The organism is Polaribacter sp. Hel1_33_96 (assembly GCF_002846595.1).
Lineage (GTDB): Bacteria > Bacteroidota > Bacteroidia > Flavobacteriales > Flavobacteriaceae > Polaribacter.
The window spans coordinates 1974216-1990897 of sequence record NZ_PJMV01000001.1; the positions used below are offsets into that span (position 1 = coordinate 1974216).

The window sequence follows — 16682 nt, forward strand, 5'->3', positions numbered from 1 at the left end:
TTCTAATTGTTTTTACTTATTGCTTGAATAAAAATATCATTTGCATTTGGGATCAACTCAACGAAATGTTGTACTTCACCTCTACTTGTTAAAAATGATAATAATTCGTTTGCAGAATTATTATTTCCTAATTTCACATTTAATGTTAACTCATTTCCTAATAATTTAAAATCTGCAGGTAAGACATCAAAATTTTGTTTTAAGGAAGCTTTCACCTCTTTAGGGTTTAAAGTATTTAACCCTACCTGAAAAGTATGGGTCTTAAATTGACGTTTGATGTCATTTAATTTTCCATCTAAAATTTTATTCGATTTATCGATCAATGCAATTTCATCACACATTTCCTCAACAGATTCCATTCTATGCGTAGAAAAAATAACGGTTGCACCTTTATCTCGTAATTGTAAAATTTCTTGAGCAATTAACTGCGCATTTATCGGATCAAACCCCGAAAAAGGTTCATCAAAAATCAACAATTTTGGCTCATGTAATACAGTCACTATAAACTGTACTTTTTGGGCCATTCCTTTCGAGAGCTCTTCAATTTTTTTTCCCCACCAAGCAGAAATATCAAATTTGTCAAACCAATATTTTAAGCGTTTTCTTGCTTCGGACTTACTTAATCCTTTTAACTGAGCTAAATACAAAGCTTGTTCGCCAACTTTCATAGATTTATACAAACCACGTTCTTCTGGCAAGTAGCCAATATCTGCTGTATGCTTTGGTGCCAAAAACTCGCCATCTAACATAACAGATCCTGAATCTGGCATTGTTATCTGGTTTATAATTCTTATTAACGAGGTTTTACCAGCTCCGTTTGGCCCTAATAATCCGTATACACTTCCTTCTGGAATATGAATAGAGACATCATTTAACGCTCTAAAATCTCCATAATTTTTTATAACATTTTTAATTTCTAATAAATTCTTCATTAACAATTGGTTTTTTTATCCGTGTAAACACAAATTTAGTTATTTTAAACGTACTAGTGGAGAATAATTGCTAGAGGTTACACGACTAAAAAATGTTAAATTTACTATGCATGCATAACTTTTTTTAAATTTACTATGCATGCATAGTAAATTTTTATATCTTTGACCTCATGGATAAAAATAAATCTATAGATCATCAATTAAGAGCTACGTGGCAAGCAGTTGCAAAAATGTATAATGAGCAAGCTGCGAACTACGGCAGCACAATGTCTTCTGCCTTTGTTTTGCTCACTATTGACAAACAAAATGGCACACCTTCCACGGCTCTTGGACCACTCATGGGAATGGAACCAACAAGTCTCTCTAGAGTTTTAAAGTCGATGGAAGATAAAGGGGCTATCTATAGAGAAAAAAATCCAGATGATGGTCGAAGTGTAATTATTAAGTTAACTGATTATGGCTTAGAAATGCGAAAGTTTTCTAAAAACCATGTTTACCAATTTAATAATGTGGTTAGAGAGTATGTTACAGAACAAGAACTCGAGAGTTTCTTTAAAGTAACTTCCACAATTAATAAGTTAATTGCAGACAAAAATATTTATAAATCAAGTAATCAAGAAAAATAAGAAGTATAATAAACAATAATCAAATGACAAGAAGAATTAAAAAAGTAGCAATTGTAGGATCTGGTATTATGGGTTCTGGTATTGCGTGTCACTTTGCTAATATTGGAGTTGAAGTTCTTTTGTTGGACATTGTTCCAAGAGAATTAAATGACAAAGAAAAAGCAAAAGGACTTACGTTAGAAGACAAAATAGTTCGTAATCGTTTAGTAAATGATGCTTTAACTACTTCTTTAAAATCGAAGCCTTCCCCTATTTATCATCAGAAATTTGCAAGCAGAATTACTACTGGTAATTTAGAAGATGATATTGCAAAAGTTGCTGATGTAGACTGGATTATGGAAGTTGTTGTTGAACGATTAGATATTAAAAAAATCGTTTTTGAAAAATTGGAGAAATACAGAACGCCAGGAACTTTAATTACATCTAATACTTCTGGTATTCCTATTAAGTTTATGAACGAAGGAAGAAGTGAAGATTTCCAAAAGCATTTTGCGGTAACTCACTTTTTCAATCCACCAAGATATCTAAAACTGTTTGAAGTTGTTCCTGGTCCAAATTGTAAACCAGAAGTTACCGACTTCTTAATGATGTACGGTGATAAATTTTTAGGTAAAACCTCGGTTTTAGCCAAAGATACGCCTGCATTCATAGGAAATAGAATTGGAATTTTTGGCATTATGAGTTTATTTCATGTTGTAAAAGAGATGAATTTAACGATTGAAGAAGTAGATAAATTAACAGGGCCCGTTATCGGTCGTCCAAAATCTGCTACTTTTAGAACAATTGATGTAGTTGGTTTAGATACACTTGTTCACACTGCAAATGGTGTAAAAGACAATTGTCCTGAGGATGAAATGAGAGACCAGTTTGTAATTCCTGATTTTGTAAATCATATGATGGAAAACAAAATGTTAGGAAGCAAAACCAAACAAGGCTTTTACAAAATGACCAAAGATGGGAATGGTAAAAGAAATATATTATCATTAGATTTAAACACTTTAGAATACAGACAAAAAAAATCAGCAAAATTCGCCACTTTAGAACTTACAAAAACGATTGACAATGTTGTTGATCGATTTAAAGTTTTAGTTGCTGGAAAAGATAAAGCTGGTGAGTTCTACAGAAAAAGCTTTGCAGCAATGTTTGCGTACGTTCAAAATAGAATTCCAGAAATATCTGATGAATTATATAGAATAGATGATGGTTTAAGAGCTGGTTTTGGTTGGGAACATGGACCTTTCCAAATTTGGGATGCAGTTGGTGTTGAAAAAGGTATCGAAATTATGAAAGCTGAAGGCAAAGAACCTGCAGCTTGGGTAACAGAAATGTTAGCAAATGGTCAAACTTCTTTCTATTCTGTAAAAGAAGGCTCAACGCATTATTATGATATTCCTGCAAAAACACAAATTAAAAAACCAGGACAAGATTCATTTATCATTCTAGATAATATCAGAAAATCAAACGAAGTTTGGAAAAATTCAGGTGCTGTAATTGAAGATTTAGGAGATGGAATTTTAAACTTAGAATTCCAATCTAAAATGAATACTATTGGTGGTGATGTTTTAGCTGCCATAAATAAAGCAATTGATCTAGCAGAAAATAAATATCAAGGTTTGATTATTGGTAATCAAGGAGCAAATTTCTCTGTAGGTGCTAATATTGGTATGATTTTTATGATGGCTGCCGAGCAAGAATATGATGAATTAAATATGGCTATCAAATATTTTCAAGATACCATGATGCGCATGCGTTATTCTGCAATTCCTACAATATCTGCTCCTCATGGAATGGCTTTAGGTGGTGGATGTGAAATATCATTACATGCTGATAAAGTAGTTGCAGCAGCAGAAACCTATATGGGATTAGTAGAATTTGGAGTTGGTGTAATTCCTGGTGGTGGTGGCTCTAAAGAAATGGCTCTGCGTGCTTCAGATACATTCCGTAAAGGAGATGTTCAATTAAACGTTTTACAAGAAAATTTCTTAACGATTGGTACTGCAAAAGTAGCAACCTCTGCTTATGAAGCTTTCGATTTAGGTTTATTACAAAAAGGAAAGGACGTTGTGGTTGTAAACAAGGATCGACAAATTGCAGAAGCTAAAAAGCATGCCGTTTTAATGGCAGAAGCTGGTTACACACAGCCAGCCACTCGTAAAGATATTTTAGTTTTGGGTAAACAAGCATTAGGCGCGTTTATGGTCGCTACAGATTCTATGCAGGCAAGTAGATTTATCTCAGAACATGATCAAAAAATTGCAAATAAATTAGCCTATGTAATGGCTGGTGGAGATTTATCAGAACCAACTAAAGTTTCTGAACAGTATTTATTAGACCTTGAACGTGAGGCGTTCTTGAGTTTATGTACAGAGCGCAAAACATTAGAGCGTATTCAACACATGTTAAAAACTGGTAAACCATTAAGAAACTAAAAAGATGAAAACAGCATATATAGTACAAGGATATAGAACAGCCGTAACAAAATCTAAAAGAGGCGCATTCAGGTTTAAAAGAGCTGATGAGTTGGCTGCTGAAACCATTGAATATTTAATGGAGAATTTACCAGAATTCGATAAAAAAAGAATTGATGATGTAATCGTCGGTAATGCCATGCCTGAAGGCTCTCAGGGTTTAAATATGGCTCGTTTAATATCTCTAATGGGATTAAAAATTGAAGAAGTACCAGGTGTAACCGTAAATCGTTTTTGTTCTTCAGGATTGGAAACTATTGGTATGGCCGTTGCAAAAATTCAATCTGGAATGGCCGAATGTATCATTGCAGGTGGTGCTGAAAGTATGAGTTCTGTGCCAATGACAGGTTTTAAACCAGAATTAAACTACGATACAGTAGCTGCTGGGCATGCAGATTACTACTGGGGAATGGGAAATACTGCTGAAGCGGTTGCTGACCAATATAATATCTCTCGTAAAGATCAGGATGAGTTTGCATTAAATTCTCATTTAAAAGCATTAAAAGCACAAGAAGAAAATCGTTTTCAAGACCAAATAGTTCCTATTGAAGTTGAAGAGACGTATGTGAATGAAAAAGGTAAAAAAACGACAAGAAAATATACTGTAACCAAAGATGAAGGACCAAGAAAAGGATCTAACCTTGCTGGCCTGGAGCGTTTGCGTCCTGTTTTTGCAACCAATGGAAGTGTTACTGCTGGTAATTCATCACAAACAAGTGATGGTGCAGCTTTTGTAATGGTCATGAGCGAAGACATGGTAAAGGAATTAAATATAAAGCCAATCGCAAGAATGGTAAGTTACGCTGCTGCTGGTGTACCTCCACGAATTATGGGGATAGGACCTGTAGCTGCAATTCCTAAAGCATTAAAACAAGCAGGCTTAAAACAAGAAGACATAAGCTTAATAGAATTAAATGAAGCATTTGCTTCGCAATCTTTAGCGGTAATTCGTGAATTAGGATTAGATGCAGACATTATTAATGTAAATGGTGGTGCCATTGCACTCGGTCATCCTCTAGGTTGTACAGGTGCGAAATTGTCCGTTCAATTATTCGATGAAATGCGTAAGCGAAATATGCAAGGAAAATACGGAATGGTAACCATGTGCGTTGGAACAGGACAAGGTGCTGCTGGTATATTTGAATTTTTAAACTAACTCCTAAAATAATATAAAATGGAAACAACAAATAAAGAAATTTTAAGAGGAGGTCAATTCCTTGTAAAAGAAACAAACTGTGAAGATATATTTACTCCTGAAGATTTTTCAGAAGAGCAAATTATGATGAAAGATGCAGTGAAAGAATTCACTGATCGCGAAATTGTTGCGCATAGAGATCGTTTTGAAGCGAAAGATTATGCATTAACAGAAGAAGTAATGAAAAAAGCCGGTGAACTTGGCTTTTTAGGTGTTGCTGTTCCGGAAGAATATGGAGGAATGGGAATGGGTTTTGTATCAACGATGATTACCTGTGAATATATTTCTAGTGGAAATGGTTCTTTGAGCACAGCCTTTGGTGCGCATACAGGAATTGGCACCATGCCAATTACTTTATATGGTACGGAAGAGCAAAAACAAAAATATGTACCAAAATTAGCTTCTGGTGAATGGATGGGCGCTTATTGTTTAACTGAACCAGGTGCAGGATCTGATGCAAATTCAGGAAAAACAGTTGCTGAACTTTCTGATGATGGAACCTCTTACAAAATTAACGGACAAAAAATGTGGATTTCAAATGCAGGTTTCTGTAATTTGATGATCGTTTTTGCTCGTATTGAAAATGACAAAAACATTACTGGGTTTATCGTTGAATATGATGCTGCAAACTCAAATGGAATTACCTTGGGTGAAGAAGAGCATAAATTAGGAATTCGTGCTTCCTCTACAAGACAGGTGTTTTTTAATGACACTGTTGTTCCTGCAGAAAACATGCTGTCTAAAAGAGGCGGTGGTTTTAAAATTGCTGTAAATGCATTGAACGTTGGACGTATTAAATTAGCAGCAGCCTGCATCGACTCTCAAAGAAGAGTTACAGATACTGCTTTACAATATGCAACCGAACGTAGACAATTTAAAACTCCTATTGCAGATTTTGGAGCTATTAAAGCAAAATTAGCAGAAATGGCCACCAATACATACGCGGGTGAATCTGCAAGTTATAGAGCTGCAAAAAATATTGAAGATAGAATTGAAATGAGAATGGCCGCCGGAAATTCACATCAAGATTCTGAATTAAAAGGAGTTGAAGAATATGCTATTGAATGTTCTATCTTAAAGGTTACTGTTTCTGAAGATGTGCAAGCCTGCGCAGATGAAGGAATTCAAATATTCGGAGGAATGGGGTTCTCTGAAGAAACACCAATGGAAGCCGCTTGGAGAGATGCCAGAATTGCGCGTATTTACGAAGGAACTAATGAGATTAATAGAATGCTTTCTGTAGGTATGTTAATAAAAAAAGCAATGAAAGGTCATGTGGATTTATTAGGTCCAGCGACTGCTGTAGCAGATGAATTAATGGGAATACCTTCTTTTGACACACCAGATTACTCAGAATTATTTGCAGAAGAAAAAGAAATGGTTGCCAAGTTGAAAAAGGTTTTCTTAATGGTTGCTGGTTCTGCAATTCAAAAATTTGGCCCAGATTTAGACCAACACCAACAATTGTTAATGGCTGCTGCCAATATTCTAAACGAAGTTTATATGGCAGAATCTACAATACTCCGTGCTGAGAAAAATGCAAAACGTTTTGGAGAAAATAAACAAGACGGACAAATTGCCATGGCGAAGTTATATCTATACAATGCTGTAGAAATTGTTGCTAAAAATGGTAAAGAAGGCATTATTTCTTTTGCTGAAGGTGATGAACAACGTATGTTGCTAATGGGATTAAAACGTTTCACGAAATATGCCAATTATCCGAATGTAATCGGTTTACGTAATCAAATTGCAGAAAAATTAAAAGCTGAAAACAAATATTGCTTTTAAGCATATTTAAAAAAAGAATCAAAGTTTTAGAATTTAGTTTTTTATTCAAAGGGATCATTTTAATAAATGGTCCCTTTTTTTTGTATATTTACATATATCATTCCCTTATTTAGTTTATTTAAAAAAAGGAAGTTATGAAATCATTTTTCTACTTTATTGCCTCATTCTTGATTTTTGCTGGCGGATGTACTTCAACTGAGCCTATTGACATCGATAGTAAAAATCTGTTAAAAACTGTTCAAATCATCTCCCATGACTCCTTAGAAGGAAGAGCTTTTTCCACTCTTGGTAACATTAAAGCTCAAAAAATAATTAATAGGAATTTTACTAAAATTGGTTTACAAACTGGAAAAAACCGACGCTATTTTCAAGAATTTTCATATTCGTTTAAAGGTGAAAAAAGACAAGAAATTTTCCCGATAAAAAAACCAAAAGAGAATTTTTCAAATGTTCCTGACACCACATTAACAGGTAGAAATATTGTTGGAACATTAAAAGGAAAAATCAATAAATCCATAATTATTACGGCTCATTTCGACCATTTAGGCATAAAAAATGGTAATATATACAATGGAGCCGATGACAATGCTTCTGGCGTGGCCGCTTTGTTCACTATTGCTGAATATTTTAAAAAAAATCCTACTAACCATGATTTAATTTTTGCTGCTTTCGATGCAAAAGAATTTGGTTCTTTAGGGGCTGAATATTTTTTAAAAAATTACGAGGACAAAGAAAATATTGTTTTGAATATAAATTTAGATATGATTGCGCATAGTGATTATGATCCAATATTATTTGCTTGCGGATTGCACCATCATCCTAATTTAAGAAAACCTTTAGAAAGAATAAAATCAGATGAAGTCACATTATTATTTGGTCATGATGACCCTCTTAATAGAGATCAAACTGATTGGACTTTTTCATCAGATCACAAAGTTTTTCATAAAGAGAATATTCCATTTATTTATTTTGGCGTAGAAAGTCATAAAGATTATCATAGGCATACAGACAATTATGAGACTATTAATCCTGAATTTTATATTGAAACTGTAAAAATAATTATTCAGGCTATCAAAAACTTTGATGAGTTTTTATTGGACTAAGAATAAAGAGACGGTTCATCTGCACTCTTTCTTTTAAAGTTACTTAGATAGCTCCGCTTCCTTATTATCTGTAAGACACTGATAACCAAAATAACAAATACTTTAATTAAATTTTGACGCATTCATATTTAATCAAATAAATAAGACTAATTTTGCACGAAATTGGAAAACACAGAAATGAAGCGCATAAAAGAATATAAAAAACTATTTAAAATAGAAGGTGCAATTGATTTAAAGGAATTAAAATCTTCTTACAGAAAATTAGTGAAAGAATGGCATCCAGATAAATTTCAAGACGAAATTAAAAAAGAGGAAGCAGAGGTTGTGAGTACTCAAATTATTGATGGTTATCATTTTTTAGTAAGCATCGCTCCAGAAACAAAAGAAGCTAATTTAGATGCATATAAAACTACAATTACCCAATTTCAGGTTGCTGACTGGCATCATAAAAGTATGCTGTTAGAAGTTACTTTTACAGACGGAAATAAATATGAATACTTTGGGGTGAGTAAAATACTTTTCGGGAAGTTTGTCAATGCAAAATCTATGAATAATTTTGGTAAAAGAAATATTTTTAATTCTTTTATATATAGAAAATCAATGAAGGCTTCTGTAGTCGCATAAATACTTTTCTTTAAAAAATGAATGACATAAAAAAAGAGATTACCAAAGGGTAATCTCTTTTTTTATGATATCAGTAGAAATCTTATTCTAAAGCTCCTAAATAACGTTCTGCATCTAAAGCTGCCATACAACCTGTTCCTGCTGCAGTTACAGCTTGCCTGTATTCTTTATCTTGAATGTCTCCAGCAGCAAATACTCCTGGTAAATTTGTCTTTGTAGTTTTTCCTTTGGTAATTAAATAGCCTGTTTCATCCATATTTAAAACGCCCTTAAATAAATTTGAGTTTGGTGTATGTCCAATAGCTATAAAAACACCAGTAACAGAAATATCGTGTGTTTTCGTCGTTTTGTTATTGATTGCTCTTACCCCCTTTACAACATTTGTTCCAAGAACTTCATCAATTTCTGTATTGTACAAGACTTCTATATTTTCAGTTTTATTTACTCTATGTTGCATTGCTTTCGAAGCTCTCATAAAATCCTTACGAACTAAAATAGTAACCTTTTTACAAATATTTGCTAAGTATGTAGCCTCTTCTGCAGCAGTATCTCCTGCACCAACAACAACTACATCCTGACCTTTGTAGAAAAAACCATCACAAGTAGCACATGCAGAAACACCACCACCAATTAAACGCTGTTCGCTCTCTAAACCTAAATATTTTGCAGTTGCTCCAGTACAAATGATAATTGTTTCTGCCTCTATATGTTTCGTTTCATCCACAATAACTTTATGAATTCCACCAACTTCAGCACTCAAATCTACACTAGTTACCATTCCGAAACGAACATCTGTACCAAATCGCTCTGCTTGTCTCTTTAAATCGTCCATCATTGTTGTTCCATCTGTTCCATCCGCATATCCTGGAAAATTATCAACCTCTGTAGTAGTCGTTAATTGACCTCCCATTTGCATTCCAGTATACATGATTGGTTTCATATCTGCTCTCGCGGCATAAATTGCCGCAGTATATCCTGCCGGACCAGAACCTATAATTAAACATTTAATTTTTTCTATTGTATCTGACATATTTATTTGTAATAATTTTTGAAGCGTAAAAATATAGTTTTTTAATACTTCTATTCACGAATGTTTATAAGTTTTAATAATGAGAAGATAATTAGATTTAATGCAAAATTTGCTCTCAATATTATTTATTAAATTAATTGTTTTTCTTTAAAAAGGATGTATCTTTGCCAACCTTAAATGAGCAATCATTTTCGGGGTGTAGCGTAGCCCGGTCATCGCGCCTCGTTTGGGACGAGGAGGTCGCAGGTTCGAATCCTGCCACCCCGACTAAAAACTTCAGATTTATTTTCTGAAGTTTTTTTTATTTATAAAAGCCTCTAATTTTAACCTTATCTTATGTTTAACTTATTGCTTTATACCTTAAACAATTTGTATCTTTGTTTCTAATAGATAGAAAACGAAGACATGAAATTTTTTGATCATAAAGACATCTTAAACCTCGATAAAATTTATAAAATTAATTTAATAAATAGTTGTTCTGGCTTTAAATCAGCAAATTTATTAGGTTCAATTTCCCTGGATGAAACTCCGAATGTTGCGGTTTTTAGCTCCGTTACACATTTAGGTTCTAATCCACCAACACTAGGTTTTATATTAAGACCTACAACTGTTCCGAGAGATACCTATAAGAATATCAAAGAAAATGGTATTTTCACTATCAATCATATATGGGAAGATATTATAGAGGATGCACATCATACATCAGCGAAATATCCTGAAAAAATATCTGAATTTGACGTAACTAATTTAGAGTCCGAATATAAGGGTGAATATAAAGCTCCATTCGTTAAAAATGCACCCGTACAAATGAGTATGAAATTTGTAGAAGAGGTCTATGTACCCTCTAATGATGTAATGTTAATTGTTGCGCAAATTCAAGAGCTATATGTAACAGATAACTTACTTCAAAAAGACGGGCTCATTAATCTTTCAAAAGGAAATATAGCCACCATTAACGGTTTAGATACATATGCAATTCCAAAATTTAAAAAACAATTATCATATCAACGTCCAAAAGATTTAAATAAAATGTCATGAAAATTCTCGTAACAGGTGCAACTGGTTATATCGGCAAACGATTAATTCCATTATTATTGAATGATGGTCACATAGTCGTTTGTGCTGTAAGAGATAAAGACAGAGCAAAAAGTTATTTCAGAGGTCGAAAAAACATTGAACTCGTAGAAGCTGATTTCTTAAGTTTTACGAGTCTAGAAAGTATACCTAAAGATATTGATTTTGCTTATTATTTAATTCATTCCATGTCTAATTCTGCGAAAGAATTTCACGTTTTAGAAGAAAAATGTGCTTTCAATTTTAAACGTTTTGCCGAACAAACAACTTTAAAACAAGTTATTTATCTAAGCGGAATTACAAATGACACAAAACTTTCTAAACATTTATTGTCAAGAAAAAATGTAGAAAACACCTTAGCATCTAAAAAATATGCGTTGACTACATTTAAAGCAGGAATTATAGTTGGTTCTGGAAGTTCATCGTTTGAAATTATTAGAGATTTGGTTGAAAAACTACCTGTGATGATTGCTCCAAAATGGTTAGACACAAAAACACAACCACTTGGTATTCGCGATGTTTTATCATTCTTACACCGTGCAATTGGGAAAAAAAAGTTGTTCAATAAATCTTTTGATGTATTTGGACCAGAGGTTTTAACTTATAAAGAAATGTTATTGCAATTTTCTGAAGTACGAAAATTAAAAAGATGGATTTATACTGTTCCAATAATGACACCTAAACTATCATCATATTGGCTCTATTTTGTAACATCTACATCCTATAAGTTAGCAAGTACTTTGGTAAACTCTATGGGTGTAGAAGTTATTGGAAACAAAAGCGATATTAATAAAATATTAGATGTACAACCGATGTCTTATAAGCAGGCCGTGGAATTTGCTTTTGTAAAAATTAAACAAAACAGTATCATTTCTAGTTGGAAAGATTCATACATCAGTAGTGGAAAATTAAAAAACTATGTGCATGAGTTTATTAATGTACCAAAACATGGTTGTTTTAAAGATTTCAAAAAGAGAAAAGTTGAAAATCGAGAACGAACTTTAAACAGAATATGGGCAATTGGTGGTGAAACTGGTTGGTATTATGGCACTTTTCTTTGGAAAATTCGTGGATTTATAGATCAGTTTTATGGAGGTGCAGGTTTGAGAAGAGGAAGAAGGCACCCTTCAGAATTAAATGCAGGCGATGCATTAGATTTCTGGAGAGTTATTTATGCAGATAAAGAAAAAGGCAAACTCCTACTCTATGCAGAAATGATTTTACCCGGTGAAGCTTGGCTAGAATTTAAAATTGAAGAAGGAATTTTGTGCCAAACAGCAACTTTTAGACCTCATGGCCTCGCAGGGAGACTATATTGGTATGCTGTAATGCCTTTCCATTGGTTTGTTTTTAACGGAATGATTAATAATATCAATAAATAATTTTGAAGAAAGAACATCTTCCAACAAAAGATTGCCCCGTTTGTAAAAGGCCATTCACATGGAGAAAAAAATGGAAAAAAAATTGGGATAACGTTAAATATTGTAGTGAAAAATGCAGAAGAAACAAAATAATACAGGATTAATATGGTTTCGTAATAATTTACGAACAGAGGACAATGCATCTCTTAAAAAAGCAGTTGAAAATTGCAACAAAGTAATTGCAGTTTACTGTTTTGATCCAAAATTATTTCGAATTGACGAATTTGGGTTTCAAAAAACAGCAAAGTTTAGAGCCCAGTTTCTGATTGAAACAATTGCTGATTTAAAACAAAATTTAGCAAATTTGAACGTCACGATTCTCACCTATTTTGAAAATCCGGAAAATAGCATTTATAAAATTTGTGACACCTACTCGGTACATACTATTTATACTCAAACAGAATGGACAGAGGAAGAAACAACCACTAATAACCTCATCAAAGCCACACTAGCAGAAAATATAAATTTCATAGAAGATTATGATCAGTTTCTATATCATCCCGATTCTATCTCGAAAGATTTTACTAAAATTCCTGATGTATTTACCGTTTTTAGAAAAAAGTTAGAAAAAACAGTGAAAATTGAAAAAGAATTTTCTGTTTCTAAACTTCTAAAAGAAAATTTAATTAAAAATGATACATCAATACCAACTTTAAAAGAATTGGGTTTTGAAAGCTTTGAAACAAATGTAAAATCTGCTTTTCCCTTTTCTGGTGGAGAAAACGCTGCCCAGGAAAGATTAAATGACTATACTTTTAAAACAAAGAAGGTTGCTTTTTATAAAAAAACAAGAAATGGATTAGTAGGTGTAGACTATAGTACAAAATTTTCGCCTTGGTTAGCAAATGGTAGTTTATCTGCCAAAACTATTTATTGGAAAATAAAGGAATATGAAGCCGAATATGGGGCAAATCAATCTACATATTGGGTAATATTTGAATTAATTTGGAGAGATTATTTTAAATACATTTCTCTAAAACATCATTCTAAAATTTTTAAAATTGGGGGGATTTTAGAGAAAAAATATCAATGGAATACAGACAAACAATTAATTCAACAATGGGTTCATGGAAATACAAAAGACGATTTTGTTAATGCTAATATGATAGAACTCAAAGAAACAGGCTGGATGAGCAATAGAGGAAGACAAAATGTGGCTTCTTATTTTGCAAAAGAACTTCTGTTAGATTGGAGAATTGGAGCAGCGTATTTCGAATCTTTGTTATTGGACTATGATGTACACAGTAACTATGGAAACTGGATGTATGTCGCGGGTGTTGGAAATGATCCAAGAGATCGAAAATTTAATACACAATTGCAAGCTGACCGCTATGATGGCGGACACAGGTTTAGAAAACTTTGGTTAGAAAAAACATTATTTTAAAATGAAAAAATTACGCTTAATTTTAGGAGATCAGCTAAACAGCCAGCACTCTTGGTTCCGAGAGACTGATAGTAATGTTATCTATTGCATATTTGAAATGCGACAAGAAACAGACTACGTAACCCATCATATTCAAAAAGTTACTGGCTTTTTCGCAGCCATGAGAAACTTTGCCAAAGAACTAAAAATAGCAAATCATGCTGTTATCTATTTTAATATAAATGATAAAAAAAACACACAAAGTTTAGTTGAAAATCTTACTATTTTAATTGAAGAAAATAACATTGAAAAATTTGAATATTTATCTCCGGATGAATATCGGCTTGATCAGCAAATAAAAAGTTTTTGTAAAAATTTACCTATTGATTCTAGGGTCTTTTCAAGTGAACATTTTTATACAGAAAGAGAGGATTTAGAAACTTTTTTTAAAGGTAAAAAACAGTTTTTAATGGAGAATTTTTATCGCAATATGCGTAAAAAACATCAAATCCTAATGATTGACAAACAACCTGAAGGAGGTAAATGGAATTACGATGCCAGCAATAGAAAAAAGTGGAAAGGAGATACTCTAATTCCGCAAGAAATTAACTTTGACACAAACGTTGAAGATATTCTTTCTGATATAAAAAAAGCAAAAATAGAAACGATTGGAAAGATCAATTCTAAATATTTTGAATATCCTATTTCTAGAAAACAAGCAATTCAGCAATTAAATTATTTTTGTGAACATTTATTGGTACACTTTGGTGATTATCAAGATGCCATGCATACAGATAAAATCTACCTTTTTCATAGTCGAATTTCTTTCGCCATGAACACGAAAATAATTTCTCCTAAAGAAATAATTGATACCGTTCTTGAAACATACAGAAAGCAACAAGATGCTATTGACATTTCGCAAGTTGAGGGTTTTATAAGACAAATTCTAGGTTGGAGAGAATATATGAGAGGGATGTATTGGATGTTAATGCCTGAATACAAGAAAGAGAACTTTCTAGATAATAAAAATAAATTACCCGAATTCTTTTGGACGGGAAAAACAAAAATGAACTGTCTTAAAAATGCAATCAATAATTCTTTAGAAAATGGGTATGCACATCATATTCAACGATTAATGATTACCGGAAATTTTGCCTTATTAACGCAAATACATCCAGATGAAATCGATGCTTGGTATTTAGGTATTTATGTAGATGCCATTGAATGGGTTCAACTGCCAAATACACGCGGAATGAGTCAGTTTGCAGATGGTGGAAAAATTGCAACAAAGCCCTATGTTTCAAGTGGAAGTTACATTAGTAAAATGAGTAATTATTGTGAAAGTTGTATATATAAAAAAGCAAAGAAATTCGAAGACGATGCGTGTCCTTTTAATACACTTTATTGGAATTTTCTGGACGAAAAACAAGAGAAACTATCCTCTAATTTTAGAATGAAAATGATGTATAGTCTATTAAACAAAATGTCTTCCGAAGACCGAGCGAGGATAAAAGAGAAAGCAAATCATATTATAAAAAATTTAAATGAATATTAATAAAGAAGAAATACATATTGTTTGGTTTAAACGTGATTTACGTTTGCAAGATAATGAAGCAATTCAAAATGCTTTAAAAGCAAACAAACGTGTACTTTTCTTGTATGTTTTTGAAAATTCCTTAATCGAAGACCCACATTACGACACACGTCACTGGAACTTTATAAAAGAGTCTTTGGTAAATTTAAATGCTGACCTAAAAAAGTACAATACCAAAATTCTTTGCGTTCAAACAGAAGTTGTGAGTGCCTTCAATCAATTATTTGATAGCTATTTTATAAATACTGTTTTTTCTCATCAAGAAACTGGTTTATTAACAACCTATAATAGAGATAAAGAGTTTACCAGATACTGCAGAAACAACTCCATAAATTGGGTGGAAAACAATAATAATGGAATTTTAAGAGGTTTATTAAATAGAGAAGATTGGTTTGAAAAGTGGGATGATTACATGTATGACTCTCTAATTACTAACCAATTTAATTCAAAGAATTTTATCTCTATTGAAGAAATTACTAAACTAGAAAAATATTTTCATATTGTAAATTTAGAAACGCCAAAACATAAATATTTTCAAAAAGGGGGCACAAAAACAGCTTGGAGATATGCCGATACTTTTTTTCAGAAACGCCATGAAAAATATATGTATCATATTTCAAAACCTAGTTTGGCAAGAGAAAGTTGCAGTAGATTATCGCCATATATTGCTTGGGGAAATGTTTCTATTCGACAAATATTTCAAGAGGCTTTAAAATACAAAACAGAAGCTAATAAAAGACATCTAGGGGCTTTTATCTCAAGATTACGCTGGCAGGCACATTTTATACAGAAATTCGAAATGGAACATACCATGGAGAATGCCAGTATCAATAAAGGATATCAAAAATTAAAGAAAAGCATTTCTGTAAAATATCAAAAGGCTTGGGAAGAAGGAAAAACTGGATTTCCTTTAATTGATGCATGCATGCGTTGTTTGCAAGAAACCGGTTATTTAAATTTCAGAATGCGGGCCATGTTAGTTTCTTTTTTTACGCATATTTTATGGCAACCTTGGCAAGCCTCCTCTCAACATTTATCTAAATTATTTTTAGATTTTGAACCCGGAATTCACTTTCCTCAATTACAAATGAATGCGGGTGAAACTGGTATAAACATTCTTCGAATATACAATCCTGTAAAAAATAGTTTAGAACATGACGAAGATGGCAGTTTCATAAAAAAATGGGTCCCTGAACTGGCACATTTATCAATTCCTTTTTTACATGAGCCATACTTAATGACCCCCTTAGACGAACAATTTAACAATTTAGAACTTGGCATCGATTACCCAAAACCAATTGTAGATATTAAGATTGCGAGAAAAAAGGCAAGTGATACACTTTGGAACATGAAAAAAAATGCTAATGTGAAAAAAGAAAGTTTACGAATTCTAAAAAAACACACCCTTTCTGACAGAAATAGTTTGCTTGAAAACAATTAACAACCTCCCTTTAGTAAATTATA

The 16682-nt window shown here is 32.6% G+C and carries 14 protein-coding genes and 1 tRNA gene; 13 read left to right on the forward strand and 2 right to left on the reverse strand.

Going from position 1 to position 16682, the window contains the following annotated elements; genetic code table 11:
- Positions 1–2: 2 nt before the first annotated feature.
- A complete protein-coding gene (locus ATE90_RS08635) occupies positions 3–932 on the reverse strand; it encodes an ABC transporter ATP-binding protein (RefSeq protein ID WP_036785091.1) in 930 nt (309 codons plus the stop codon).
- 170 nt (positions 933–1102) lie between these two features.
- Between ATE90_RS08635 and ATE90_RS08640 the strand changes: the two genes are divergently transcribed.
- The 6 genes from ATE90_RS08640 to ATE90_RS08665 all read left to right on the forward strand — a co-directional run bounded on the left by ATE90_RS08640 (position 1103) and on the right by ATE90_RS08665 (position 8736).
- Positions 1103–1558: a MarR family winged helix-turn-helix transcriptional regulator gene (locus tag ATE90_RS08640; protein WP_036785088.1), complete on the forward strand. Its 456-nt coding sequence runs from the start codon at positions 1103–1105 to the stop codon at positions 1556–1558.
- A 23-nt stretch (positions 1559–1581) separates the two neighbouring features.
- Positions 1582–3987 (forward strand): 3-hydroxyacyl-CoA dehydrogenase/enoyl-CoA hydratase family protein, encoded by a 2406-nt coding sequence (locus tag ATE90_RS08645; protein ID WP_036785086.1) that lies wholly within the window; start codon positions 1582–1584, stop codon positions 3985–3987.
- 4 nt (positions 3988–3991) lie between these two features.
- Positions 3992–5182, forward strand: a complete 1191-nt coding sequence (locus tag ATE90_RS08650) for an acetyl-CoA C-acyltransferase (protein WP_036785083.1) — start codon at positions 3992–3994, stop codon at positions 5180–5182.
- Positions 5183–5200: 18 nt separating this feature from the next.
- Entirely contained in the window at positions 5201–7009 is a 1809-nt protein-coding gene (locus ATE90_RS08655; protein WP_036785081.1) for an acyl-CoA dehydrogenase family protein, read from the forward strand.
- Positions 7010–7143: 134 nt separating this feature from the next.
- A complete protein-coding gene (locus ATE90_RS08660; protein ID WP_101451260.1) occupies positions 7144–8112 on the forward strand; it encodes a M28 family peptidase in 969 nt (322 codons plus the stop codon).
- A 177-nt stretch (positions 8113–8289) separates the two neighbouring features.
- Entirely contained in the window at positions 8290–8736 is a 447-nt protein-coding gene (locus ATE90_RS08665) for a KTSC domain-containing protein (RefSeq protein WP_036785079.1), read from the forward strand.
- Between the two features lie 82 nt (positions 8737–8818).
- Here the strand turns inward: ATE90_RS08665 and trxB are convergent, their stop codons facing one another.
- The gene (gene trxB / locus ATE90_RS08670) at positions 8819–9766 is read right to left on the reverse strand and encodes a thioredoxin-disulfide reductase (protein WP_101451261.1); all 948 of its coding nucleotides are present in this window, start codon (positions 9764–9766) and stop codon (positions 8819–8821) included.
- Positions 9767–9958: 192 nt separating this feature from the next.
- Between trxB and ATE90_RS08675 the strand changes: the two genes are divergently transcribed.
- The 7 genes from ATE90_RS08675 (at position 9959) to ATE90_RS08705 (ending at position 16659) form a co-directional block, all read left to right on the forward strand.
- Positions 9959–10033, forward strand: a tRNA-Pro gene (locus ATE90_RS08675).
- 138 nt (positions 10034–10171) lie between these two features.
- Complete coding sequence (locus ATE90_RS08680; RefSeq protein WP_036785074.1) at positions 10172–10804, forward strand: flavin reductase family protein; 633 nt, start codon at positions 10172–10174, stop codon at positions 10802–10804.
- Positions 10801–12222, forward strand: a complete 1422-nt coding sequence (locus ATE90_RS08685) for an SDR family oxidoreductase (RefSeq protein ID WP_101451262.1) — start codon at positions 10801–10803, stop codon at positions 12220–12222. Before ATE90_RS08680 ends, ATE90_RS08685 begins: the two co-directional genes overlap by 4 nt.
- Positions 12223–12224: 2 nt before the next feature.
- A complete protein-coding gene (locus ATE90_RS08690) occupies positions 12225–12365 on the forward strand; it encodes a DUF2256 domain-containing protein (protein ID WP_081958143.1) in 141 nt (46 codons plus the stop codon).
- Positions 12335–13645 carry a DASH family cryptochrome gene (locus ATE90_RS08695; protein ID WP_101451264.1) on the forward strand — a complete coding sequence of 437 codons (1311 nt, stop codon included), beginning with the start codon at positions 12335–12337 and terminating at the stop codon, positions 13643–13645. Before ATE90_RS08690 ends, ATE90_RS08695 begins: the two co-directional genes overlap by 31 nt.
- A 1-nt stretch (position 13646) precedes the next feature.
- Positions 13647–15179 carry a cryptochrome/photolyase family protein gene (locus ATE90_RS08700; protein ID WP_036785065.1) on the forward strand — a complete coding sequence of 511 codons (1533 nt, stop codon included), beginning with the start codon at positions 13647–13649 and terminating at the stop codon, positions 15177–15179.
- On the forward strand, positions 15169–16659 hold the full coding sequence (locus ATE90_RS08705; protein ID WP_036785062.1) for a cryptochrome/deoxyribodipyrimidine photo-lyase family protein: 1491 nt from the start codon (positions 15169–15171) through the stop codon (positions 16657–16659). The genes ATE90_RS08700 and ATE90_RS08705 overlap by 11 nt, the downstream gene beginning before the upstream one ends.
- Positions 16660–16682: the final 23 nt, after the last annotated feature.